The organism is Diaphorobacter sp. JS3051, assembly GCF_015832135.1.
GTDB classification, from domain to species: Bacteria; Pseudomonadota; Gammaproteobacteria; order Burkholderiales; family Burkholderiaceae_C; genus Diaphorobacter; species Diaphorobacter nitroreducens.
In genome coordinates, this window is the sequence record NZ_CP065406.1 from 2,670,200 (window position 1) to 2,694,319 (window position 24,120).

The window sequence follows — 24,120 nt, forward strand, 5'->3', positions numbered from 1 at the left end:
CGCAAAGCGTTGCGCTCACCGCGCGTACACTACGTGCCCGGTATTTCTGAGCAACGAGGTGTCCTATGTGGTGGCAGCAGCAACGTTTTTCGGCACAAGGGCGCTGGCAGGCCATTGCAGAGCAGACGGCCGTGGTCGAAGTGGATGTCCAAGGCGCGGTGCGCGAAGTGAACGCGCGGTTTTGTGACCTGCTGGGCTACCAGCGTGCGGAATTGATCGGCCAGCCCCCAACGATTTTCTATCCACCGGAATACGTTGCCAGCCCTGCCTTTCAGGCCAATTGGCGGCGCCTGTGCGGCGGCGAATTCGTGCAAGGCACGGCGCAGCGCCGCTGCAAAAACGGCACCGTGGTCTGGGTGCAGGGCATGTTCTACCCCGTGCGCGATGCCCGCGGCCGGGTGGAGCGCATCGTGGGGCTGGTTTACGACGTGACCGCCACGCAGGAGCAGACGCAGCGCGCCCATGCCATCCTGCAGGCCATCGAACGCTCCATGGCAGTGATCGAGTTCGACCTGCAAGGCCATGTGCTGCGCGCCAACGACCACTTTCTGCACACCATGGGCTACACCCGCCAGAACCTGGTGGGCCAGCACCACCGCATCTTGTGCCCGCCCGCATTCGCGCAAAGCAGCGACTACCCACGCTTTTGGGACGATTTGCGCGCGGGCGTGTATTCCAAGGGCAAGATCGAGCGCGTCGATGCGCGGGGGCGCACGGTGTGGCTGGAGGCGACGTACAACCCGGTGCTCGACCCTGACGGCGTGGTGAGCCACATCGTCAAGTTCGCCACCGACATCACCGCGCGTGTGCAGCAGGCGCAGGCGCGCGAGCAGGGCGTGAACACGGCGTTTGCCGTGGCGCAGGAGACGCAGCAGCTCTCCGAAGAAGGCACGCAAACCATCGTCGACGCCACGGCGCGCATCCAGTCGATCGCCCAGCTGTTCGAGGACACCGCGGCCCGCGTGCACGAACTCGGGCGCAAGACCGAGAGCATCGCCGCCAGCGTGCAGGGCATACGCCGCGTGGCCGACCAGACCAACCTGCTGGCCCTCAACGCGGCGGTGGAGGCCGCGCGCGCCGGCGTGGCCGGGCGCGGCTTTGCCGTGGTGGCCGAAGAGGTGCGCAAACTCGCCGGCGACAGCCGCACCGCCACCAACGACATCCACCAGACCATCCAGGCCGTGCTGCAGGAGATGCGGGCGATGATCGACCACATCCAGGGCGGCGTGGCGGCGGTGGAGCAGGGTGCCCAGCTGTCACGCCAGGCGCGCGACGCCATCGAGCGCATCCGCGAGGACGCACACAAGGTGGTTGACGTGGTGCAGGAGCTGCACGCGCTCGAGACCGGCAAGCCGGGGCGCTGAGGGCCTGGCAAACCTGGGCCCCGTGACGGCAGAAAACGGCCCCGCCACGCTCGGCAGGCCGGCGGCGATGGGCCCGTCTGGCACCCCTGGGTGATAGCGCACTCCGGCACACTCCTGATTTGATAGCTGTTTGCGCTTGCCACACAAGCGCCAGAGGCCCATCTAACCTCTAAAATCAGCGCTTTCACACAAGGAGAGCCCCATGGCCCTTTTGCAATGGAATGAGCGCCCGGCGCAGGTGCTGCAGGGTGGCGGCGTGATCGGACCGGATGAGCGGCTGCCCTGGGCGCAGACCGGGCTGATGGGCATCCAGCACGTCATCGCCATGTTCGGCGCCACGGTGCTGGCGCCCATCCTGATGGGGTTCGACCCCAACGTGGCGGTGCTGATGAGCGGCATCGGCACGCTGATTTTCTTCCTCATCACCGGCGGCAAGGTCCCGAGCTACCTGGGCTCGTCGTTCGCCTTCATCGGCGTGGTGATCGCGGCCACGGCCTATGCAGGCAAGGGGCCCAACGCCAACATCGGCGTGGCGCTGGGCGGCATCATCGCCTGCGGCCTGGTGTACACGCTGGTGGGCGTGGTGGTGCACCTGGTGGGCACGGGCTGGATCGAGCGCTTCATGCCCCCGGTGGTCACCGGCGCGGTGGTGGCCGTGATCGGGCTGAACCTGGCCGGCATCCCCATCAAGAACATGGCGGCCAACAACTTCGAGGCCTGGATGCAGGCCCTGACCTTCGTGTGCGTGGCGCTGGTGGCGGTATTCACCAGCGGCATGCTGCAGCGCCTGCTGATCCTGGTGGGACTGATCATCGCCAGCCTGCTGTACGCGCTGCTGACCAACGGCATGGGCCTGGGCAAGCCGATCGACGTATCGGGCATCGCCAACGCCGCCTGGTTTGGCCTGCCGCAGTTCCACGCGCCCGTGTTCAGCGCGCCCGCCATGCTGCTGATCGTGCCGGTGGTCATCATCCTGGTGGCCGAGAACCTGGGCCACATCAAGGCCGTGACGGCCATGACCGGCAAGAACCTGGACCAGTACATGGGCCGCGCCTTCATCGGCGACGGCGTGGCGACGATGGTGAGCGGCGCGGTCGGCGGCACGGGCGTGACGACGTACGCCGAGAACATCGGCGTGATGGCCGCCACGCGCATCTACTCCACGGCGGTGTTCCTGGTCGCGGCGCTGCTGGCGGTGCTGCTGGGCTTCTCGCCCAAGTTCGGCGCGCTGATCCAGGCGATCCCGCTGCCGGTCATGGGCGGCGTGTCCATCGTGGTGTTCGGCCTGATTGCGATTGCCGGCGCCAAGATCTGGGTGGACAACCGGGTGGACTTCTCGCAGAACAAGAACCTCATCGTGGCGGCGATCACGGTGATCCTGGGCACGGGCGAGTTCACGCTGAAGTTCGGCGACTTCGCGCTGGGCGGCATCGGCACCGCGACCTTCGGAGCGATCCTCCTCTACGCGGTGCTCAACCGCGGTAAGTAAAGAAGCGGGCGGGGTGCATCGGAGGATGCACCCAATGGGGGGCGGCGCGGCCCGCCGCTCCCCGGCAAGGTGCATCGCCCAGGCATGGCGCTTGCTTGGTATTCCCTGTTGTATACCAATCTGCTTTTCACCCCCATGACTGCTGGCACCACCTCTCTTCCCTCGACCATCGGCTGGACGCTTGCGCAATGGCAGCACGCGTACCGGGAGGGCGGGTTGTCCCCCGCGCTGCTGATCGGCACACTGGTCGCAGGGCTGGATGCGGCCGATCCGGCCTGGATCGCCATTGCGGCGCCCGAACAGCTCCGCGAGCAATTCGCCCGTCTCGATGCGCGCCTCGCCGGCCTGGGGGGCGACCGGGCGCGCCTGCCGCTGTTCGGTATTCCGTTCGCGGCGAAGGACAACCTGGATGCGGCGGGCTGGCCCACCACCGCGGCCTGTCCCGCGTTCGCCTACGTGGCGGAGCATGACGCCGAAGCCATTGCGCGCCTGAAGGCGGCGGGGGCCATCTTGGTCGGTAAAACCAACCTGGACCAATTCGCCACCGGGCTGGTCGGCACGCGCTCGCCCTATGGCGTCGTGCCCAATACGTTCAATCCGGCCTACATCAGCGGCGGCTCCAGTTCCGGCTCCGCCAGCGTGGTCGCGCGCGGGCTGGTGCCCTTTGCGCTGGGAACGGACACCGCGGGCTCCGGCCGCGTTCCCGCGGCCTTCAACAACATCGTGGGGCTCAAGCCCACCAAGGGCTGGGTCAGCACCACCGGCCTCGTGCCGGCGTGCAGGACACAGGACTGCATCACCGCGTTCGCCCTGACGGTGGAGGATGCGGCCCAGGCCGTGCAGGCCATGGCGGGATGCGACGAAGCCGACCCCTACAGCCTCGCACGGCCCGAGGGGGCCGTGGCGCACTTTCCCCAACGCCCCAGGCTGGCGATACCGGCGGAACCCGACTTCTGCGGCGACAAGGCCGCAGCCCGCCACTATGCGAACGTCCTCCAGCGGCTCAGGGCGCAGGGTGCCGAGCTGGTGGAGATCGACTTCGCGCCCTTCCTGGAACTGGCCCAGCTGCTGTACCAGGGGCCCTGGGTGGCCGAGCGCCACGTTGCCATCGCGCCGCTGCTGGAACAGCAGCCGCAGGCCGTTCATCCCACGGTGCGGGCCGTCATCGAACCGGGGGCCGGCTATTCGGCCAGCGATGCCTTCCGCGCCGAATACCGGCGCGCCGCGCTTGCGCGCACCATCCGTCGCACGCTGGCGCAAGTCGACGCGCTGGCCGTGCCTTCCACGCCTTCGATCTTCACGATCCAGCAACTGATGGACGAGCCCGTCAGCCGCAACGCGGCGCTGGGCATCTACACCAACTTCACCAATCTGGCGGACCTGTGCGCCCTGGCCCTGCCGGCGGGCCTGCGCGAGGACGGACTGCCGGCCGGCCTGACCCTGATCGCACCGGCATGGCATGACTGGGCGCTGGCCGACTTCGGCCTGCGCTGGCAGGCCGCGCAGGAGATTCCGCCGGGAGCGCCCGGCGTGGCAAGCGCCGCGCACACCCCGGCGCCGGCGCGCCATGCAGCAGGCGCGGATGAGATCGTGGTGGCCGTGGTGGGCGCGCACCTGCGCGGCATGCCGCTCAACCACCAGCTCACCCGCCGGGGCGGACGCTTCCTGGAGGAAACCTACACATCGGCCGACGACTACCGGCTGTACGCCCTGCCCGGCACGACGCCGCGCAAGCCCGGCCTGCGGCGCATGCCGGGACAGGGTGCGCCCATTGCGGTGGAGCTGTGGGCGCTCGCCCCGCACGCCTTCGGCGAGTTCACGGCCGAGGTGCCTCGGCCGCTGGGGATCGGCAACGTCGAGCTGGCCGACGGCCGCATGGTCAAGGGCTTCATCTGCGAGCCGGCGGAACTGGAGTGCGCCGAGGACATCACTGCATTCGGCGGCTGGCGGGCCTATAGTCAAAGCCTGGAGCAGCAAGAGCCCACAGGACGGTGATGAACCCCAGAGATGCCCACGCGGATGCGCTCGGCTTGCCCAGGACGGAAAGCCTCGCGGTCACGGCTTACCAGCAGATCCGGCGGGAGTTGGACGAGTTCCATTTCATGCCCGGCGACCGCTTCACCGAGAACGGCATGAGCGCCCGCCTGGGCATGAGCCGCACGCCCGTGCGCGAAGCCCTGTTCCGGCTTCAGCAGGAGGGCTATATCTCGGTTGTGCCCAAACTGGGCTGGCTGGTGAATGCCATCGATTTCTCGGTGTTCGAGCAGCTCTACGACGTGCGATCGGTGCTCGAATGCGCGGCGCTGGACGCGATAGCGCGGCAGGACGACCCCGAGGCGGCGCTCAGCGGGCTGCGGCGCATCTGGTGCGTGCCGCAGCCGGAGCGGCTAGCCGATCTGACGCAGGTATCGCAGCTCGACGAGGCCTTCCACATGGCCCTGGTGGCGCTCGGCGGCAACGCGGAGATGGCACGTATTCACCGGGAGATCACCGAGCGCATCCGGGTGGTGCGCCGGCTGGAGTTCACGCGCAACTACCGGATCACTGCCGCGTACGACGAGCACGTTCAGATCCTGGAACTGCTCCAAAAGCGCGACACCGAGGCGGCTAAGGCTTTCTTGCGCACGCACATCGCCATCAGCCGCGAAGAGGTCAAGAAAATCACCCTGCACACGCTCCAGGCTGCGCGCCAAGGCCGTGGGGATGGTTGGCCGCTGTCGTGATCAAGGCCTGCAACAGCAGGCCCTGCGGCGCGGCCAGCGCGTTCAGGATGCTGAAATGATCGGCCCCCGGCACGGCGATGACCGCCCCGGGGCAGAGCTGCCGGTACGCTGCGAAGGCCGTGCTCTGAGCCTGTAGGTGCGGCAGCTCTGCCGCGCCATGCGCAATGACGAACGGCTTGCCACACGCGGGCAGGGCGATCGGGCTCAAAGCCTGCGCCTCGCCGGCATCGAGCCCCAGGGCCTGGTTGAGATACGTGTGGCGGATGGGCTCCAGATCGTAAATGCCGCTGACGCCCAGGCCCGCGACGACATCCGGCGACGCCAACGCCATCGCCGCGAGATGTCCGCCGGCAGACCAGCCGCACAGCAGGATCTTTCCGCTTCCGCCCTCATGCCGCGCATGCGAAGCCACCGCCGCGATGCCCATACCCACCTGTTCGACGATGCCACGCAGGCTGCTCTGGGGCGCGAGGGTGTAGCCCAGCAACGCCACGTGCAAACCATGCTGGTTTGCACCTTCCGCGATGAAGCGAAAGGTATTCTTGTGCCGCATCTGCCAGTACCCGCCATGGATGAACAGCAGGGTGGGTTCCTCCTGGTTGCCAGGGAAGAAATCAAAAACCTGGCGTTCGGACGGGCCGTACCGGATGTCGAGCTGCGCATGCCCCAGCGCGGCCATCCGGCCGCTGCGCTCGTCGAAGGCGCGCAACTGCCGCGCGCTGTCGTGAACGGCGCGCGTGTTGTCGTAGGCCGCATCGCGTTCGTGCGCAGGCAGCGCGGCGAAGTCTCGGACCACCGTCATGCCGCCTTGGCGTGCGACACGTGGCTGCTGAGCATGTCCGTGAGTTCCTGCCGCACTGCATTGAACTCCGGCGCCGTGATGCGGCGGGGGCGCTCCAGCGGAATGGTGTAGTCGCGCTCGACGCGCCCCGGCCCCGCCGTCATGACTACCACGCGGTCGGCAAGCAGGACGGCCTCCTCGACGGCATGTGTGACGAAGATCACGGTCAGCTTGGTCTTCTCCCAGATGTTGAGCAGCTCCTGTTGCAGCACCTCGCGCGTCAGGGCATCGAGCGCGCCGAACGGCTCGTCCATCAACAACACGTCGCAATCGTTGGCCAGCACCCGGGCAATCGACACCCGCTGCTTCATGCCACCCGAGAGCTGGCTGGGGAAGTGGTCGGCAAAGCGCGTGAGACCGACCATGTCCAGATAGTGGTCGGAGATCTCCCGGAGCCGGGCCGCCGGCAGGCCGCGCTGCTTGGGGCCAAAAGCGATGTTCTGACGCACGGTCAGCCACGGGAACAGGCCGTAGTCCTGGAAGACCATGCCGCGTTCCGAGCCTGGCTCCTGGATGGGCGCATGGTAGAGGCGGGCCACGCCCGAGGTCGCCTGCTCGAAGCCGCCGATGATGCGCAGCAGTGTGGATTTGCCGCACCCGGAAGCGCCGATCAGGCAGATGAATTCGCCCTTCTGGATTTGCAGGTTGACGTTCTTGAGGGCGTGGATGGGGTTGCCGTTGAGGTGGAAAATCTTGTCCAGGTCCTGGATGCTGAGGATCGGCACAGAACGGTTTTTGGATATCGGATCAGACATTGTGCTGGGGGCTCCACCGCAGAAGACGGTTGTTGATGGCGACCAATATGCGATCGGTCACGAAGCCGGTGAAGCCGATGACCACCATGCCGGCGATGACCACGTCGGTGCGCGACAGCATGCGGGCGTCCATGATGGCCGCGCCCAGGCCCTGGGGTACGCCGGTCATTTCGCCGACCACGATCAGAAACCACGCGATGCCGTGGCCCAGCCGCAGCCCGTTGAAGATGGAAGGCATGGCGGCCGGCAGCACCACCTGCCGGAACATCTGCGGCCCCTGGCAGCCCAGCATGGCGGCGGCCTCGAACAGGCGCCCCTCGACCGAACGTACCCCGAAGGTCGTGTTGATCACGATCGGGAACACGCACCCGAGGAAGACCAGGAAGACCGCCGCGTTGGGCCCCACGCCGAAGAAGATCATCGACAGCGGCAGCCACGCCGTCACCGGAACGGGGCGGAGCATCTGCAGCGTCGGGTCGATGAAGCGCCGGGCGGTGGCGTTCTTGCCGATGACCAGCCCCAACGGAATGCCGACCAGTGCCGCCAGCGCGAAGGCGCCATACACCCGCGACATGGATTTGATCCAGTGCGTGAACAGGGTTTCGCTGAACGCGTCGTCATAGATCCCGCCGAACGCGAAATCCCACAGCATCAGGGCCGCCTCTTCGGGCCGCGGCACGAGCATGGTCCCCGTCAGGCGGACGGCCAGCTCCCAGGCCACGAGCAGGCCGATCGGCAGCAAGGCCGGCAGTGCCCAGGTGAAAAACAGCGGCTTGAACCGGCCAGGCTGGCGCGGCGAACCGGCATTCGCGTTCAGGCGCGCGGAGGGGGCTTCGAGAGTGGACATGCAGCTTTTCCTGGAAGGCGCTCAATAACGGCCGGAACGGCTCAGGGCGCCAAGCCCTTGGCGATGAAGGTGTCGTAGCTGGGGAGCTTGCGGATCTGCTTGCGCTCGAGCATCAGTGAGCCGTAGTACTTGGCGCGGCCCACATAGGCATCGTCGATCTTCCAGACCAGCTCGACGTTGTCGGCCGCGAGGTTGGCGATGGCGGGAGCGAGGCCCAGGACAGCTCCCGCCTTCTGGACCAGCGCGGGCCGGTTGGCATTCGCGAACTCCGTGGCGCTCTTATGCATCTGGAGAAACTTGCGCACCAGCTCAGGATCGTTCTTGAGAGTGTCGGCATGCGTCGCCATCACCATGTTGATGGAACCGGCCGGGGTGCTGTAGGGCAGCTCCAGCACTGCTCCTACGCCCTTGCTGACGCTGATGGATGGTCCCGGTTCGGCTCCCACATAGGCATCGACATCGCCACGCGCCAGCGCGCCGGCCATTTCGCTGAAGGACACGCGCACCGATTGCACGTCCTTGATGGTCATGCCCTCGGCCTTGAGCCGCTCCAGGAATACGGCTTCCTGCGTGGTGCCTGGCAAGATGCCCACGCGCTTGCCCTTGAGCGCCTTGAACGCCGCGATGCCGGCATCCTTCTTCACCACGATCGCCATGCCGCCGTTCGACTGGGGCGCGATGATGGTGACGGGTTCGCCCACGGCCGCGCCCAGGGTGCCTGCTGCAAGGCCGAAGGTGCCGAAATCAACCGACTTGGTTACGACCGCGTTCTTGCCGTCGGTCGGGGTCTCGAAGGGAACGATCTCGACCTTGTAGCCGGCCGGCGTGAACTGATCGTAGAAGTAGGGCGTGATGCCGTGGATCAGCTTCAGCGTCCCCACTTTGATGACCTTGTCCTGGGCCTGCGCCGGCGCCGACAGGCCCAGGGTGCATACGGCAAGGGCCGTCATCAGAGTGCGTCGAGAGAACATGCTGGTTTCCTTCAATATGGCGGAGGGTCAACGGAGCTTGAATACTTGCTTGTACACAAGGCTTGGCAGAACCTCCGCAAACTCCATGCCAGCCAAGGAGGTGGGCTGCGGGGGTATTGGTGCCGGCGGCGGGCCCTTGGTTGGTGCATCGCGCCGCCAACTGGTGCATCTAGGCGCAACCCAGGTTGCTGACGTGCGCGGCCACGACGCGCCATCCCTCTGGCATGCGGACCCACGTCTGGCTCTGCCTGCCGGTGGGGTCACCACCTACGCGCTGGAACTCGATATTGGTTGTGGCGAAGTCGCGGCCGAAGGTGGTGATGGCCGTGCGGACGATGCGGCGCGCCAGTCCGGCCGAAGGCCGGTTGGCGCGGAATTGCGCAATGGCCTGGTAGCCGTAAAGGTTCTCCGCCGCGCCGTAGCGCAGGGTGTGAGGGCTGTTCCAGAACAAGGCGTCGAGCTCGGCCACGTCGTTGCCCACCAGTGCCCGTTCATAGCGCGCGAACTGCTGGCTGACTTCTTCCATCACGTCGGGCAGGTTGATAACCATCGGTTTCTCCTTTCAAGTGGGTCTTGGGCTGGCAATGCCTGCACGTTCCAGTACATGCGCGGCGCGCAGGCACAGCGTCTCGTTCCAGGGCGCGGCGATGAGCTGCACGCCCATCGGCAGGCCATGGCCGGCCGCGGGCCACAGCGGTGCAACGGTCACGGGGCAGCCAGCAAACGAGATCGGCTGCGTCAGCAAGCCGATGGCCGCGCGGCAGGGATAGCGCTGGCCCCCCAATTCCAGCCATTCGGTTCCGATGGGGGTCGCCGTCATCGGCGTGGCGGGGGCGATCAGCAGGTCCCAGCGGCGGAACAGCGCATGCACCCTGTCCCGGTACTGGCGCCGAAAGCGCACGGCGCGCAGGTACCAGTGGGCGGGCTGCAGCGCCCCCGCGATGAAGCGGTCCACCGAAAGCGGTTCGAAGTCCTGCTGTCGCGTGCGCAAGTTGGGCAGATGCAGGCTGCCGCCCTCGCTGGCGGTCACGATGAATGCGGCGGCGCGGGCCAGGTCCGGGGCAGGCCACTGCACCACATCCTGCGCGCCGAGCGTCATCGCGGCCAGCGCGGAGGCCTCCTGAGCAGCAGGGGATGCAAGCGCGTGGAAATAGCCGCCCAGCACACCGATGCGCAACCCTTGCAGCCCCTCGCTCAGACGCGGCGCGGCAGGCTGGGCGAACCGAGCGTGGCAGGCCGGATCGAGCGCATCCGGGCCCTGCATCGCATCGTATGCATGCACCAGCCCGTCCACGCAATCGGCGAGCGGGCCGAGATGGTCGAGGCTGTGCACGAAGGGATAGGTGCCGCGCCGCGACAGACGTCCGAAGGTCGGCTTGAGGCCCCAGACCCCGCACAGCGACGACGGCACGCGGATGGAGCCGTTGGTGTCGGAGCCCAGCGCGAGCGGCACCTGTCCGGCCGCGACCGCCGCGCCGCTGCCTCCGGAAGACCCGCCAGCGATGCGGCTGGGGTCGTGCGGGTTGCGAGTCGCTCCGTAGTGGCTGTTCTCGGTGGTGAAGCCGTAGGCGTACTCGTCCATGTTCAGCGCGCCCACTAACACCGCGCCGGCCTGCTCGAGCCGCTGAACCAGCACGGCGTCCTCCGTGGCGGGGGGCCGGTCCTGGTTGATGCGCGAGCCAGCGAGTGTCGGGAGGCCCTGGATGTCAAAGAGATTCTTCACAGCGAACGGAACCCCGGCCAGCGAAGGCAGCGCATCGCCCCGTCGACGCTGACCGTCGAGCCGGTCCGCCTGCGCCAGCGCCCGCTTGGCCGTCGTTGCAGTGAAGGCGTTGACCGTGCCATCGAGCCGCTCGATCCTGTCCAGTGCCTGCTGCACCAGCTCGCGCGCGCTGGCGTGGCCGCTGCGGAAGGCCTGGACGATTTCGGACGTTTTTTCGGGTGTCATGGCGTCCCCTCCAGCGGGAAGGGTGCGGGGCAGAAGATCTCTGCCGGCTCGTCTTCGACATCCAGCGCGCCGCACTCTTCCAGCAGGCGGGCCATGGCCGCCGTGCGCTCCAGGTGCGCGGCAACGGCCGATGCGCGCACGGGGTCGAGCGGTACTTCCATTAGCCTGGCGGCCGTCAGCACGTAGGGCACCAGGGCCGATCCAGCGGCGGAATCGGTCATGCCCCGCCCTCCCCGGCCTGGTGAGCTCGCGCGATCACGGCCACCGGCCCGCCGCCCGGCGGGCCTTGGTGCTCAGCCCCGCCCGAGACATACACCATGCCGTTACCGACCACCGATGCGACCACAGCCCCTGCGGCCGCGCGCGCATGCCGCGTGGAATGGATGTCCGAATCCACCAGCATGGTGTGCCGCTGCCCGCGCACCACGCCATCCGGGCTGGCCTCAGCCTTGGCGAATACGTTGACGATGCCATCCGTTTGCGAAAGGCCCAGCGCCGTCATGGCCGAACGGACGGCCCCAGCGTCGATGACGTCGGCCATGACGGCATGCGCCACAACCAGATCGCTGCTGGCGCGCGCGCTCATGCCCATCACGATGACGACGTTGTGATCCAGCTCGATGCCGGCTGAGACCGAAGCGACCGACGAGTACAACTGCCATTGCCGCAGCACGACGGCATCGCCGACCTGCGCGGCATCCACTTCCCCGGTCGCCAGCGCCACACCCAGCGCGGAGGCGCCACGCGAATACGCCATCGACTCATAGGTGTCGGCCGTCACGGTCACAGCGCCACGCGCGCGGGCCTGCGCCATCTGCGCGGAGGTCAGCAACGGGCATTTGACCTGCACGAAATGCACGTCGCTGGCATCGTCGATGCCGCCGTCGCGCATGGCCTGTGCCACGGCCGCGGCCGTTGCCTCGATCTGCGGCATCCGGCCGATTTCCTCGGAAAGAAAGTCGCGCGTGAACGCGATGCCGATGGTCAGGCGCTTATCGCCGCTCGCCGCACGATGGGGCTGCGCGGCACGCCGTGTGAACACGGTCCAGTGCGGCGACAGCACGCCCTCCGTGCCACCCGACATCACGAAGGCTACGCGCCGCTGAACGTCCTGAGGCGCCATGCCCAGCCAGCCGCCCAGACACTGGGCGAGCGCGCTCGTGGCGTATTCGCGGGTGAAGTCGTTGACGCAGCCATTGCCCTCCGTCTTGCCCATCACGGCAACGATGTCGGCGGCCGCAAGGACGCCACGGGACAACAGGTCTTGCAGGCCCGTGGCGTCGCCCGGGCCCGAACAGGGGATACGAAAGGCATCAATGTGGTGCATAGGAGTCATCCAGGAAGCCAGCAGGCTGGCGATGCCTGCCAACGCTGCAATGGGCATGCCAGATCGTTGCCGAAACCCTGCTTTTTCGCGGATGCCCCGTTGCCGTTCTGGCATCGACATTGCTTGAGTCTCCGCATGCAACATGTGCGTTTTCTGACCTACGTGGATGCGGTGGCCTGCTGCGGCTCCTTCCGGGGTGCAGCCGAGCGCCTGCACGTAGATGCATCGGCCGTCAATCGGCGCATCCAGGACCTGGAGGAGGAGCTGGGCTGCGCGCTGTTCGAGCGCCTGCCGCGCGGCGTGCGCCTGACCCCCGAGGGCGAGTTGTTCCTCGGCTACGCGCGCCGACGCCTTTCCGACCTGAAAGTAGTGCGCGCACAGATCGAGGACCTGCGGGGCAAGCGCCGTGGCAGCGTGAAGCTGGCCGTCAGCCAAGCCCTGGCCAGCACCTTCCTGCCCGCAGCGATGCACCAGTTTCAGCAACGCTACCCTCTGGTCGATTTCGAGGTCCAGGTGCTCGACCACCAAAGGGCGATCATGGCCCTGGGCCAGTTCGAGGTGGATCTGGGTATCGTCTTCAACCCGCCTGCGCACCACGGCATGGATACGCTGGCCAGGATGCCCTGCGGCATGGCCGCCGTCGTTTCCGCGGGCCACACGCTTGCGCAGCGGGCCGGGGTGGAGCTGAAGGATTGTTTCGAGTACCCGGCCGTCCTGCCGGGCCACGACCTGGCAGGGCGCGCCATCCTGGAGCGGCTGATGACCGCAACGGGCCTCAAGCCCGGGGTCGTGCTGTCATCCAACTCGTTCGAGCTGATGTACGGCTATATCCGCCTGGGCAATGCCGTTGGCTTTCAGGTGGTGGTGGACGACTCGCCACCTGAGGGGCTGCGGTTCGTTCCTCTCAAGGAGCGGCGGCTCCACAGCGCCGCCGTGGCTCTGCTGGCCCTGCAACAGCGCGTGCTGCCCCCCGCCGCCGCCGAATTCGCCCAGCAGATGGCGCTACGGATGCAGGCAGGCGCGCCGGAGTAAGCAACGCTATCGCCGCAGCAGCGACCAGACCAGCTCGATGCCCGCGGTGAGCAGGTCGAACCGCTCGTCGCCGCGCCCCTCCAGCCGCTCGCGCTGGCGCGCGCGCTCCTCGCGCGTGCGGTTGCGCTCCAGCGCGACGAGCGCGTCGGCGAGCGCGTCGGGCGTGCGGCCCTCCTGCGGCGCCACGTCCTGGCGCGTCGCGCGGCCGTGGCGCGCCAGGGCCTTGTCCACGGCCTGCGGGTCCAGCAGCGACAGGGCCGAGCGGCAGTAGGGGCAGGCGTGGTCGTGGCGAATGTCCACTGCGGCACCGCAGCTCGTGCAGCCGATGGTGCCCACGCGCTCAGCCAGGGCCTCGATCTCCACTTTCGAGAGGTGGCGCACGAAGCCCTTTTCCACCATGAACGAGCCGAATGTGGAAAACCGCCCGTGGCGCGCGGCGCAGCGGTAGGTGATGTAGCGCCCGCCCTGCGCCACGTCGTAGCCCTTGACCAGCGCCTTGTTGCAGCGCGGGCACTGCAGGCGCTCGGACACCGGGCGATGGGCGTCGCCGCCGCGCTCATGCAGCAGCGCGAACAGCTCCAGCACGGCGGCGGGCGCCAGGCGGGTGTTTTCCTGCGGGTCGAACCACATGCCCTGGCAGGCAAAGCACAGGTCCAGCTCCAGCGTGCGCCCGTCGGAGGCGCTGAAGCGGCGGATGTCCGCAGGTTGGCGGCAGGAGGGGCAGCGCGGCGTGAAGGGCATGGTGGCGGCGATCGTAGCGCCGCGCCGCCTCAGGGTTAACCCCGGGCCGGCCCGGTAAGATCGGGGCGTCTTTCCGCCTGGAGTCCGTGTGTCTTCTTCGCCCTCCTCCCGCATCCAGAATCCCGCGCTGCGCCGCAAGGTCATGAGCGCCGCAGACGCCGCCGCGCTGATCCCGCCGGGCGCCACCGTCGGCATGAGCGGCTTCACCGGCGCCGGCTACCCCAAGCAGGTGCCGCAGGCGCTGGCCGCGCGCATGCAGGCCGAGCGGGCGGCGGGACGGCCGTTCCAGATCGACCTGTGGACGGGCGCCTCCACCGCGCCCGAACTGGACGGCGCGCTGGCCCAGGCGGACGGCCTGCGCCGGCGCCTGCCCTTCCAGTCCGACCCGCTGTGCCGCGAGCGCATCAACGCGGGCGCGATCGACTACCTGGACATCCACCTCTCGCACGTGGCGCAGCACGCGTGGTTCGGCTTCCTGGGCCGCATGCAGGTGGCCGTGGTGGAGGTGCTGGGCATCCTGCCCGACGGGCGGCTGATCCCCTCGTCCGCCGTGGGCAACAACAAGACCTGGCTGGAGATCGCCGACCAGGTGATCCTGGAGGTGAACGCGCTGCCGCCCGCCGAGATGGAGGGCATGCACGACATCTACTACGGCACGGCCATTCCCCCGCGCCGCCAGCCCATCCACCTGACGCAGGCCACCGAGCGCATCGGCGAGCCCTACCTGCGCGTGGACCCGTCCAAGGTGATCGCGGTGGTCCAGACGCACCAGCGCGACCGCGACACGGCCTTCGCCAAGCCCGACGCAGTCTCCAACCAGATCGCCGCGCACATCATCGACTTCCTGGCCCACGAGGTGAAGGTGGGCCGCCTGCCCAAGAACATGCTGCCGCTGCAGTCGGGCGTGGGCAACGTGGCCAACGCGGTGCTGGCCGGGCTGCTGGACGGCCCGTTCGACGAACTGCTGGGCTTCACCGAGGTGCTGCAGGACGGCATGCTGGAGCTGATCAAGCGCGGCAAGATGACCGCGGCGTCGGCCACCGCGATCTCGCTGAGCAGCGAGGCGCTGAAGGACTTCAACGAACACATCGCCTTCTACCGCGACCGCATCGTGCTGCGCCCGCAGGAGATCAGCAACCACCCCGAGCTGGTGCGGCGCCTGGGCGTGATCGCCATGAACGCCATGATCGAGGCCGACATCTACGGCAACATCAATTCCACGCACGTGATGGGCTCGGCCATGATGAACGGCATCGGTGGCTCGGGCGACTATGCGCGCAACGGCTACCTGTCGTTCTTCGTCACGCCCTCGGTGGCCAAGGGCGGCAAGGTGAGCTGCATCGTGCCCATGGTCTCGCACGTGGACCACACCGAGCACGACACGCAGATCATCGTCACCGAGCAGGGCCTGGCCGACCTGCGCGGCCTGTCGCCACGCCAGCGCGCGCAGGTCATCATCGACAAGTGCGCGCACCCGGACTTCCGCCCGCTGCTGCAGGACTATTTCGACCGCGCGCGCAGCAAGGGCGCGCAGCACACGCCCCACATCCTGGGCGAGGCCTTGTCCTGGCACGAGCGCTGCCTGGCCACGGGCAGCATGCTGCCCTGAGGGCCCAGCCGTCCCTGGCGCCCCGGGGCCTACAGAAAGAACGGAGAACTGGCGCGCCCCAGGCAAGGGCCTGGACCGGCCGCGCCGCCCCATCGCCGTGGGGCGCGCCCCCTGCCCGCATCGCGCAGCAAATACGAGAGCGGGACTGCGGCGCGCACTAGCTGCCTGCGCAGGCTTGGACGACCCCGAAGGGCTGCTGCCTTGGGCAGCTGCACCGAGGCGCAAAGCGCCTCAGCGGTGCCGCTTTCAGGCGATGAAGCGGCCCGTGCTGCCCAGCACGCCCAGGTCGATGAAGCGCGAGCCCACGTAGGGCGCCTGGCCGCTGTAGTCCACCACGAAGCCGCCCAGGTCCAGGTTGCGGATGCCCGCCAGCGCCGCGCGCAGCTTGGGCTGGGTTACGTCCTTGCCGGCGCGGTCCAGGCCTTCGATGAGCACGCGCGCGTTCACGTAAGCCTCCAGGCTGCCTTGCGAGAACTCGCTCTTGCCCTGCGCGCGCATGGCGGACTGGTAGTCGCGCACCAGCTGCAGCTTGGCGCGGTTGGGGTCGGGCACGATCATGGACAGCGCGAGGCCGCTGCCGTCCTCGCCCAGCTGGCCCAGGCTGGCGCTGGGCAGCGTCACGCTCAGGCCGGCCATGAGCACGCCGGGCGATTCCTTCTTGATGCCGCGCACCAGGCCCACGGACACCGTGCCCGCGGTCGCCAGCAGCACGGCCGAGGGGCGCGCCGCGGCCACGGCCTGCAGCACCTGCGGCAGGTTCTTGCCGTCGGTGGCCACGGCCACCTGCACGGCGGGCTTCATGTTCAGTGCCGCCAGGGCGCGCGTGGCGTCCTCCAGCATTTCGCGGCCGTAGCCGTTGTCCAGGTACACCACGCCGATGCCCTTCAGGCCCATGCCCGCCAGTCGCTGGATGAGGCGCTGCACCTCGTCGGTGTAGCTGGCGCGCACATGGAACACGTTGCGCGTGGTCTTGCGCAGCGACGACGCGCCCGTGATCGGCGCCACGTAGGGAATACCGGCCTCTTCCACCAGCGGCACGATGGCCGCGTTGTTGGGCGTGCCCACGCACGACAGCAGCGCCAGTGCGCTGCCCTGGCCGATGATCTGCTTGACGTTGGCCAGCGTGCGCTCGGGGTCATAGGCGTCGTCCACCATCTGCAGCTGCAGCGTGCGCCCATGCACACCGCCGCGCGCGTTGGCCTGCGCGAAAGCAGCGCCCGCGCCCAGCTGGATGTCGGTGCCAAAGCCCAGCAGCGGGCCGCTCATGGCGGCCGAGCAGCCGATCGAGAGGGCCTTGGCGGACACGCCTGGCGCGTCCTGCGCACGGGCCGGGAGCACGAAGGCCGGCGCGGCCGCGAGGGCGGCGGCTCGGCCGGCTTGGAGGACAAACTGGCGGCGTTGCATGGTCAAAGGAATGTGTGGGTTGGATGGGAAGGCTGCCCCGCGGCGCCCCGGCCCGCTGGTGGGCCGCGCAAAGCACTGCGCACGGGAAACGGATAAGCTCCAAACGAGCAAACCGGTCGATTCTGGGCGCGTGGAGGTTGCAACTTCCGCCACCGAGCCCACCAATCGTGCCAAAGCCCGGCGCCGCTGCCGGGCGCAGCCCTGATGTGAGACCCCTCAGACCATGTCCCTCTGGAAAAAACCCACCACCCTCGCGCTGATCACCGCCTCCAGCGCCAACACCGCCGTGAGCCACCTGGGCATCGAGTTCACCGAAGTCGGCGACGACTTCCTGCGCGCGCGCGTGCCCGTGGACGAGCGCACGCGCCAGCCCTTCGGCCTGCTGCACGGCGGCGTGAGCGTGGTGCTGGCCGAGACGCTGGGCTCGGTGGGCGCCTACCACGCCAGCCCCGAGGGCTGGCTGGCCGTGGGCCTGGACATCAACGCCAACCACCTGCGCGCCGCCAGGAGCGGATGGGTCACGGGCACGGCCCGGCCGGTGCACATCGGCAAGACCACACAGGTCTGGCAGATCGACATGGTGAACGACGCGGGCGAGCTGACCTGCGTGTCGCGCATCACCATGGCGATGCTGGCGCCGAAATAAAGGCATCCCCCTGAGGCGCTGCGCGGCGTCTGCTGGCGTGGCCTGCTCCGCGGACTTCGGAAGAGGCAGCGTGGCGAGGGATCGCGCGCCGGCACCGTTCCGGGCCGCAGTGGGACAATGGGTCCAATCGGGGTGTAGCGCCTGATGGATAAGCGCGAGCAGCTACTTTTTTAATAGCAACACCACCCCACTCGCGCCCAAAGACAGCGCCTGCGGCCTGCGCTGCGGCTTTCGGAAGGTTGGAGCGGGGTGATGGATTGCGCGCCGGCGCACCTGCCGCGTTGCGGAGACTTATGCGCCCCATCGTGCCGCAGCACTTGACCAGTCTGCGCTGGCAGCTACTTATTCAGTAGCATCGTTCTGGCGTGCCAGGCGCTCGCTCTTCCAGTAGACCTCGCTGCCGCCGTCCATGCGGTTGAGCGCGCGCGAGAGCACGAACAGCAGGTCGGACAGGCGGTTCAGGTACTGGCGCGGCGCGGCGCGCATGGTCTCGTGCTGCTGCAGCGCCACCACGGCGCGCTCGGCGCGGCGGGCCACCGTGCGGCACACATGGGCCTGGCAGGCGGCGCGCGTGCCCGCGGGCAGGATGAATTCCAGCAGCCGCGGCAGCTCGGCGTTGTAGCGCGCGAGCGCGTTGTCCAACTGCAGCAGCGCATCGTCCTTGAGCAGCTCGTAGCCGGGCATGGACAGCTCGCCGCCCAGGTTGAACAGCTGGTGCTGCACGTCGATCAGCAGCTCGCGCATGTCCGCGGGCAGCGGCTCGCACAGCAGCAGGCCGATGTGGGAGTTGAGCTCGTCCACGTCGCCCATGGCCTGCGGGCGGCCGCTGGCCTTGGACACGCGGGTGTCGTCGCCCAGGCCCGTAGACCCGTCGTCGCCGGTGCGCGTGGCGATTTGTGTCAGTCTGTTTCCCATGGCGCGTTTCCTCCTCATTCGGGGCCGGGGCGACGATTGTGCGTTACATCCGCCGGGCCATTGTGGAGACGGGCAACAGCGGGCAAAAGTGCTGGCTGCGGCATCCATGCTGCGGTGCAATGAAGGCCTGTTCAACTTCCACCGGAGCCGAATCGATGCCTCACACACCGCAACGACGCACCCTCCCCTCCTTCGATGCCCGCAGCGTGATGCTGTTTGCGGCGCTGACCGTGGGCGGTGCGGCGGCGCAGGCCCAGACGCCCAGCGCCCCCTCCGCACAACCGCAGTACCAGACGGGGCCGGGCCCAGCCACAACGCAGCCCAAAGCGACCTTTGGCGGCAGCAGCACGGCCACGCCCAGCGGCAGCAGCGCCAGCGCCAGCGCCTTTGAACGCGCCGATGCCAACCGCGACGGCCAGCTGAGCAGCGCCGAGGCGGGCCAGCTACCCGCCATCGCCAACCGCTTCCAGGCGCTGGACAAGGACAAGAACGGCAGCCTGTCCCGCACCGAGTTCGAGGCCGGCAGCCGGTCTTGACGCTTAAAGGGACGGGCATGGTCAAGCATTGATTACGCACCCTTCGAGCGCAACGCCGTACCCGTCCTGGGCGGCCCGTCTGGGCGACCCCGCCCTCTCGGGCCGCCACCACCCCCCGCCTGCACTGTCCTCCAGGGTGCGGGCGGGGTTTTTCCATGGATACACGCTAGATCGGCCTTTCGCCACAGGCCGACCATGGTGGACTCTCAACACGCGGCCCGCAGGCCGCAGCCCGGACTTCTAGAATGGCCGCCACCCACGCGCCTTGAAGGAAGCCCGCCATGAACGCCCCCGCGACCACCGCCCATCTGCAACCCCTGACCACGCCGCGCCCCGTGCCGCAGGCGATGCTGGACGCGCTGGCCGCACGCTTTGGCGCGCAGTACTCGGCGGCGCAGGCGGTGTGCGAGCAGCACGGGCGCGACGAGGGCTCGCTGCAGGCGCCCCCGCCTGCGGCCGTGGTCTTTGCCGAGAGCACGCAGGACGTGCAGGACGCCGTGCGCCTGGCCGCGCAGTATGGCGTGCCAGTGATCCCCTACGGCGCGGGCTCGTCGCTCGAAGGGCACTTGCTGGCCGTCCAGGGCGGCATCAGCATCGACATGGGCCGCATGAACCGGGTGCTGTCCGTTGACGCCGACGACCTCACCGTGACCGTGCAGCCCGGCATCACGCGCAAGCAGCTCAATGAGGCGATCAAGGACACGGGCCTGTTCTTCCCCATCGACCCCGGCGCCGACGCCAGCATCGGCGGCATGGCCGCCACGCGCGCCAGCGGCACCAACGCCGTGCGCTACGGCACCATGCGCGAGAACGTGCTGGCGCTGGAGGTGGTCACCGCCCGTGGCGAGGTGATCCGCACCGGCACGCGCGCCAAGAAGAGCAGCGCGGGCTACGACCTCACGCGCCTGATGGTGGGCAGCGAGGGCACGCTGGGCCTGTTCACCGAGGTCACCGTGCGCCTGTACCCGCTGCCCGAGGCGGTGAGCGCGGCGATCTGCTCGTTTCCCACCATCGAGGCCGCCGTGCGCACGGTGATCCAGACCATCCAGCTCGGTGTGCCGATCGCGCGCGTGGAGCTCATCGACGCCAACAGCGTGCGCATGGTCAACGCCCACAGCAAGCTCCGTCTGCGCGAGGAGCCGCTGCTGCTGATGGAATTCCATGGCTCGCCCGCTGGCGTGCAGGAGCAGGCCGAGGTGGTACAGGACATTGCACGCGAATGGGACGGCAACGCGTTTGAATGGGCCACCACGCCCGAGGAGCGCACGCGCCTGTGGACCGCGCGGCACAACGCCTACTTTGCCGCCGTACAGAGCCGCCCCGGCTGCAAGGCCATCAGCACCGACACCTGCGTGCCCATCAGCCGCCTGGCCGACTGCCTGCTCGACTCCGTGGCCGAGGCCGACGCGAGCGGCATCCCCTACTTCCTGGTGGGCCACGTGGGCGACGGCAACTTCCACTTCGGCTACCTGCTGGACCCGGCCGTCCCCGCCGAGCGCGAGACAGCCGAGCGGCTCAACCACCAGCTCGTGGCGCGCGCGCTGCGCCTGGGCGGCACCTGCACCGGCGAGCACGGCGTGGGCGTGCACAAGATGGGCTTTCTGGTGGACGAGGCCGGCGAGGGCGCGGTGGAGATGATGCGCGCCATCAAGCGCGCGCTGGACCCGCAGAACATCCTCAATCCGGGCAAGATCTTCGCGCTATAGCCTGCACCGCGGCGGCCGCGCGGGCACTCCTGATTCAATAGCTGCAAGCGCTTGCTGCATAAGCGCTAGGGCCTTTTTTACCCTTGTTTTCCGCACAACGGGCCCGAGCGCGCGGGCAATAAAAAGCCCAGCCGGTCCGCGGCTGGGCTGGGGGCAGGCGCTCCACCACCCGGCACCACGCGGACCACGCCGCGCGGCACCGGCGTGGCTTCAGGCGCCGAACAGCTTGTTGGCCGTCTCGGCCACCAGACGGCCCTGGAAGCGTGCGCCGTCCAGCTCGGTCGCGCTGGGCTGGCGCTGGCCCTGGCCGCCGGCGATGGTGGTCGCACCGTAGGGGGCGCCGCCCACCACTTCGTCCAGCGTCATCTGGCCCTGGAAGCTGTAGGGCAGCCCCACGATCACCATGCCGAAGTGCAGCAGGTTGGTGATGATGGAAAACAGCGTCGTCTCCTGCCCGCCGTGCTGCGTGGCGGTGGAGGTGAACGCCGCGCCCACCTTGCCGTTGAGGGCGCCGCGCGCCCACAGGCCGCCCGCCTGGTCGAGGAAGCTGCCCATCTGCGAGGGCATGCGGCCAAAGCGCGTGGGCGCGCCGACGATGATCGCGTCGTAGTTTTCCAGCTCGGCCACGGTGGCGACGGGTGCGGACTGGTCCAGCTTGAAGTGCGCGGACCGGGCGATCTCCTGCGGCACCGTTTCGGGCACGCGCTTCACGTCCACCGTGGCACCGGCAGAGCGCGCGCCTTCGGCGACGGCCTGCGCCATGGTTTCGAGATGGCCGTAAGTCGAGTAGTAGAGAACGAGTACCTTGGACATGACTTTCCCTTTTCAAGAACGCTTGTGCAGCCACAAGCAGCATGGCAGGCAGCGCGCGCAGCACCCCGCCGCCTTCATGGGCCAGCACACGGTGGCACCCCGCTCCAGCGGGCTCCACCGGCGCTGGTTCGATCTCACTTAACCACCCAGGTCCTGCGCCGCGCGGTGCGCGCGCACCCGGGCAGCCAGGCAGCGCACGTAGTCATCGCGGATGCCCAGTAGGTCGAGTTGGCACGCCAGCTGATCCAGGTAGTCGCGGTTGCTGCCCACGCTGCCCTGCGCGCTGGCGATGATGGCCGCGGTGTCGTCCAGCGACAGCCCGCCGCGGTGCAGCGGGTGCGCGGTGTTGGCGGACAGCACCAGCGCGCGCACACCGCCCTGCGGCGTGTGCAGCGGTTGAAAGCCCGGGCAGTAGCTGCCGTGGATCATTTCGCGCCGCCACAGCATGCGCGACTCCCGCTCCAGCAGCGCCTGCGGAATGCGGAATGCCAACCCCTCGCAGTCACCCACGCCGCGCTGCAGCGTGAGCACCAGCCCCGGGCTGTCGGGTGTACCGCGGCCGATCGTGGTGGCCAGCGCGAAGCGGCGCGCATGGTCCGCGAGCCGGGCGCGGCGCACCTCGTCAAAGTGGATGGCGGGGTTCCACATCAGCGAGCCGTAGGCAAACACCCAGAGGTCGCACCTCTCGCTCTGCGCCAGCACGGCCTGGCGTGAGCGCTCGACCACGTCATCGGGCAGCCGCCAGTCGGCGGACAGGCCCTGCTGGCGCGCCTGCGCATCCCAGGCGGCGAGCACCTCGTCGGTCAGGCGCAGCCCGCTGGCCTGGGGCGGCGTGAGCCGTCCTTGCAGTTCGGGCAGGTGCCTGAAGGCGTGGGGTTCCATGGGTGGGGTCGATGCAGAACCGGGGAAGGAGCGGGTCCGTACGCTGGAGAACGGCGCGGCGGCGCGCCGCTCTTCACTGCGGTTCACTGTATTTCGTATCCACCGCTTGATCAATGGGCCAGAGCGCATCACACCGTCCTGCATAACGGCCGAATGCAGGCTGCGACGAACGCTTGCCGCCCCGCGCCCAGCGGCAGGGGAACCGCCAAGCCGGTATGCGCGGCGCAGGGCTTGCCCTGGAGGGCGCGCCATCGCTCCTGTTTCAATAGCTGTTAGCGCTTGCTACGTAAGCGCTGGAAGCCCCCGGCACCTATCACGCAGCCTGCGCCTGGCGCCGTGCCACGCCACCGCCCACCAGTGCCGCCGAGACCACACTCAGCACCAGCGCCAGGGCCGAACCGTAGAAGATGTCGGCGGTCTGCCCGCGGTCCAGCAGCACGCCAAACAACGGCGCCGCGACGGAAAAGCCCAGGTCCAGCCCCGAATACACCGTGCCGTACACGCGGCCCGTGGCGCCGGGGGGCGCGGCGCGCTTGATGAGCATGTCGCGCGACGGACCGGCAATGCCCACGCCCATGCCCGCCAGCGCGGCCACGGCCAGCGCCACCGTGCCGGGCAGTGCGCCCAGCCCCACCAGCACCAGCAGCGCGGCGGAGGCCATCAGGCAGATGCTGATGGTCTTTTCCAGCCGCACCACGCGGCCCACGAGGAAGCCCCCGATCACCATGCCCACGGCGCTGCACAGCATGTAGCCCGTGACCACCATAGAGGTCAGCGACAGCGGCATGTCGTACATCCGCTGCAGCGCCGGGGCGGCAAAGCTCTGGATGGCGCTGAGCGAGCAGGTGCTCCAGAAGAAGAACGAGAAGCACAGCCACACGGCCGGCAGCTTGAGGAAGGCCATGGGGTGTTCCTGCGCGTGCGCGCTGCCCGTGGCGCCCTTGGCCGGCGCATGCGCCCAGGCGCCCTGGCGATCGTCCAGCGCGTCGCGGTTCCACACCATGACGGCCAGCACCACCAGCGCCAGCGCACCGCCGCTCAGGCAGGCCATGCGCCAGGATCCCGTGGCCGTGGCGATGCCCGCCATGAACAGCGGCGCGGTGGCCCAGCCCAGGTTGCCCGAGATGCCGTGCACCGAGAAGCCGTGGCCCAGCCGCGCGGGCGACACACGCTTGTTGAGGATGGTGAAGTCCACCGGGTGGAACGGCGCATTGCCCAGGCCCGCCAGCACCGACGCCACCACCAGGCCGAGGTAGCCGCTGGCGCTGCCCGCGGTGAGGCCCGCCAGCGCAAAGCTGGCCAGCGCGGCGAACAGCACCGGGCGTGCGCCCACGCGGTCCACCAGGAAGCCCGACAGCGCCTGACCCACGCCGGAGACCACGAAGAACACCGAGACCAGCAGCCCCAGTTCGGAATAGCTGTAGCCGAACTCCGCGATGAGGAACGGAAACAGCGGCGGCAGCAGCAGGTGAAAGAAGTGCGAGGAGCCGTGCGCAAGGCCGATCAGGCCAATGGTGCGCGCATCCTGGCGCAGGGTGGGGACAGCAGTCGTCATGGGCATGATCTTAGGC

The 24,120-nt window shown here is 68.6% G+C and carries 23 protein-coding genes; 9 read left to right on the forward strand and 14 right to left on the reverse strand.

Annotation, left to right across the window (positions count from 1 at the left end; genetic code table 11):
* Nucleotides 1-65 precede the first annotated feature (65 nt).
* The 4 genes from I3K84_RS12825 to I3K84_RS12840 all read left to right on the forward strand — a co-directional run bounded on the left by I3K84_RS12825 (nucleotide 66) and on the right by I3K84_RS12840 (nucleotide 5,576).
* Entirely contained in the window at nucleotides 66-1,364 is a 1,299-nt protein-coding gene (locus I3K84_RS12825; RefSeq protein WP_196994680.1) for a PAS domain S-box protein, read from the forward strand.
* A 202-nt stretch (nucleotides 1,365-1,566) separates the two neighbouring features.
* Nucleotides 1,567-2,853 (forward strand): solute carrier family 23 protein, encoded by a 1,287-nt coding sequence (locus I3K84_RS12830; RefSeq protein ID WP_196994681.1) that lies wholly within the window; start codon nucleotides 1,567-1,569, stop codon nucleotides 2,851-2,853.
* Between the two features lie 135 nt (nucleotides 2,854-2,988).
* Complete coding sequence (gene atzF, locus I3K84_RS12835) at nucleotides 2,989-4,848, forward strand: allophanate hydrolase (RefSeq protein ID WP_196994682.1); 1,860 nt, start codon at nucleotides 2,989-2,991, stop codon at nucleotides 4,846-4,848.
* Nucleotides 4,848-5,576, forward strand: coding sequence for a GntR family transcriptional regulator (locus I3K84_RS12840; RefSeq protein ID WP_196994683.1), 729 nt, complete (start codon nucleotides 4,848-4,850; stop codon nucleotides 5,574-5,576). Before atzF ends, I3K84_RS12840 begins: the two co-directional genes overlap by 1 nt.
* On the opposite strand, the gene I3K84_RS12845 is transcribed toward I3K84_RS12840, so the two are convergent.
* The 8 genes from I3K84_RS12845 to I3K84_RS12880 form a co-directional block, all read right to left on the reverse strand.
* Entirely contained in the window at nucleotides 5,515-6,378 is an 864-nt protein-coding gene (locus tag I3K84_RS12845) for an alpha/beta hydrolase (RefSeq protein ID WP_196994684.1), read from the reverse strand. The two genes, I3K84_RS12840 and I3K84_RS12845, sit on opposite strands and share 62 nt — an antisense overlap.
* Nucleotides 6,375-7,172: an ABC transporter ATP-binding protein gene (locus tag I3K84_RS12850; RefSeq protein WP_196994685.1), complete on the reverse strand. Its 798-nt coding sequence runs from the start codon at nucleotides 7,170-7,172 to the stop codon at nucleotides 6,375-6,377. The genes I3K84_RS12845 and I3K84_RS12850 overlap by 4 nt, the downstream gene beginning before the upstream one ends.
* Entirely contained in the window at nucleotides 7,165-8,019 is an 855-nt protein-coding gene (locus tag I3K84_RS12855; protein ID WP_196994686.1) for an ABC transporter permease, read from the reverse strand. The genes I3K84_RS12850 and I3K84_RS12855 overlap by 8 nt, the downstream gene beginning before the upstream one ends.
* A gap of 41 nt (nucleotides 8,020-8,060) precedes the next feature.
* On the reverse strand, nucleotides 8,061-8,990 hold the full coding sequence (locus I3K84_RS12860; protein WP_196994687.1) for an ABC transporter substrate-binding protein: 930 nt from the start codon (nucleotides 8,988-8,990) through the stop codon (nucleotides 8,061-8,063).
* Nucleotides 8,991-9,159: 169 nt separating this feature from the next.
* Nucleotides 9,160-9,540 (reverse strand): oxalurate catabolism protein HpxZ, encoded by a 381-nt coding sequence (hpxZ, locus tag I3K84_RS12865; RefSeq protein ID WP_196994688.1) that lies wholly within the window; start codon nucleotides 9,538-9,540, stop codon nucleotides 9,160-9,162.
* Nucleotides 9,541-9,552: 12 nt separating this feature from the next.
* Nucleotides 9,553-10,938, reverse strand: a complete 1,386-nt coding sequence (locus I3K84_RS12870; RefSeq protein ID WP_196994689.1) for an AtzE family amidohydrolase — start codon at nucleotides 10,936-10,938, stop codon at nucleotides 9,553-9,555.
* Nucleotides 10,935-11,159, reverse strand: a complete 225-nt coding sequence (locus tag I3K84_RS12875) for a DUF4089 domain-containing protein (RefSeq protein WP_196994690.1) — start codon at nucleotides 11,157-11,159, stop codon at nucleotides 10,935-10,937. Before I3K84_RS12875 ends, I3K84_RS12870 begins: the two co-directional genes overlap by 4 nt.
* Nucleotides 11,156-12,265, reverse strand: a complete 1,110-nt coding sequence (locus I3K84_RS12880) for a ring-opening amidohydrolase (protein ID WP_196994691.1) — start codon at nucleotides 12,263-12,265, stop codon at nucleotides 11,156-11,158. The genes I3K84_RS12875 and I3K84_RS12880 overlap by 4 nt, the downstream gene beginning before the upstream one ends.
* A 135-nt stretch (nucleotides 12,266-12,400) precedes the next feature.
* Here I3K84_RS12880 and I3K84_RS12885 point away from each other — a divergent pair, with 135 nt between their 5' ends.
* Nucleotides 12,401-13,297: a LysR family transcriptional regulator gene (locus I3K84_RS12885; protein ID WP_196994692.1), complete on the forward strand. Its 897-nt coding sequence runs from the start codon at nucleotides 12,401-12,403 to the stop codon at nucleotides 13,295-13,297.
* Between the two features lie 6 nt (nucleotides 13,298-13,303).
* Here the strand turns inward: I3K84_RS12885 and I3K84_RS12890 are convergent, their stop codons facing one another.
* Nucleotides 13,304-14,038 (reverse strand): zf-TFIIB domain-containing protein, encoded by a 735-nt coding sequence (locus I3K84_RS12890; protein WP_196994693.1) that lies wholly within the window; start codon nucleotides 14,036-14,038, stop codon nucleotides 13,304-13,306.
* 88 nt (nucleotides 14,039-14,126) lie between these two features.
* Here I3K84_RS12890 and I3K84_RS12895 point away from each other — a divergent pair, with 88 nt between their 5' ends.
* On the forward strand, nucleotides 14,127-15,647 hold the full coding sequence (locus I3K84_RS12895) for an acetyl-CoA hydrolase/transferase family protein (RefSeq protein ID WP_255519395.1): 1,521 nt from the start codon (nucleotides 14,127-14,129) through the stop codon (nucleotides 15,645-15,647).
* Between the two features lie 246 nt (nucleotides 15,648-15,893).
* On the opposite strand, the gene I3K84_RS12900 is transcribed toward I3K84_RS12895, so the two are convergent.
* A complete protein-coding gene (locus tag I3K84_RS12900) occupies nucleotides 15,894-17,051 on the reverse strand; it encodes an ABC transporter substrate-binding protein (RefSeq protein WP_047350913.1) in 1,158 nt (385 codons plus the stop codon).
* A 223-nt stretch (nucleotides 17,052-17,274) separates the two neighbouring features.
* Between I3K84_RS12900 and I3K84_RS12905 the strand changes: the two genes are divergently transcribed.
* Nucleotides 17,275-17,697: a hotdog fold thioesterase gene (locus tag I3K84_RS12905; RefSeq protein ID WP_011803515.1), complete on the forward strand. Its 423-nt coding sequence runs from the start codon at nucleotides 17,275-17,277 to the stop codon at nucleotides 17,695-17,697.
* Between the two features lie 342 nt (nucleotides 17,698-18,039).
* On the opposite strand, the gene I3K84_RS12910 is transcribed toward I3K84_RS12905, so the two are convergent.
* Nucleotides 18,040-18,612 carry a cob(I)yrinic acid a,c-diamide adenosyltransferase gene (locus tag I3K84_RS12910; protein WP_196994694.1) on the reverse strand — a complete coding sequence of 191 codons (573 nt, stop codon included), beginning with the start codon at nucleotides 18,610-18,612 and terminating at the stop codon, nucleotides 18,040-18,042.
* 155 nt (nucleotides 18,613-18,767) lie between these two features.
* On the opposite strand from I3K84_RS12910, the gene I3K84_RS12915 reads away from it, so the two are divergent.
* Together I3K84_RS12915 and I3K84_RS12920 are read left to right on the forward strand one after the other, a co-directional pair.
* A complete protein-coding gene (locus tag I3K84_RS12915) occupies nucleotides 18,768-19,148 on the forward strand; it encodes a calcium-binding protein (RefSeq protein ID WP_012655178.1) in 381 nt (126 codons plus the stop codon).
* Nucleotides 19,149-19,429: 281 nt separating this feature from the next.
* Complete coding sequence (locus I3K84_RS12920; protein WP_123675402.1) at nucleotides 19,430-20,854, forward strand: FAD-binding oxidoreductase; 1,425 nt, start codon at nucleotides 19,430-19,432, stop codon at nucleotides 20,852-20,854.
* A gap of 210 nt (nucleotides 20,855-21,064) precedes the next feature.
* Here the strand turns inward: I3K84_RS12920 and wrbA are convergent, their stop codons facing one another.
* The 3 genes from wrbA to I3K84_RS12935 all read right to left on the reverse strand — a co-directional run bounded on the left by wrbA (nucleotide 21,065) and on the right by I3K84_RS12935 (nucleotide 24,110).
* Nucleotides 21,065-21,667, reverse strand: coding sequence for an NAD(P)H:quinone oxidoreductase (gene wrbA / locus I3K84_RS12925; RefSeq protein WP_019373987.1), 603 nt, complete (start codon nucleotides 21,665-21,667; stop codon nucleotides 21,065-21,067).
* A gap of 138 nt (nucleotides 21,668-21,805) precedes the next feature.
* Nucleotides 21,806-22,549: a gamma-glutamylcyclotransferase gene (locus tag I3K84_RS12930; RefSeq protein ID WP_196994695.1), complete on the reverse strand. Its 744-nt coding sequence runs from the start codon at nucleotides 22,547-22,549 to the stop codon at nucleotides 21,806-21,808.
* A gap of 313 nt (nucleotides 22,550-22,862) precedes the next feature.
* Nucleotides 22,863-24,110: an MFS transporter gene (locus I3K84_RS12935; RefSeq protein ID WP_019373989.1), complete on the reverse strand. Its 1,248-nt coding sequence runs from the start codon at nucleotides 24,108-24,110 to the stop codon at nucleotides 22,863-22,865.
* Between the last annotated feature and the right edge of the window lie 10 nt (nucleotides 24,111-24,120).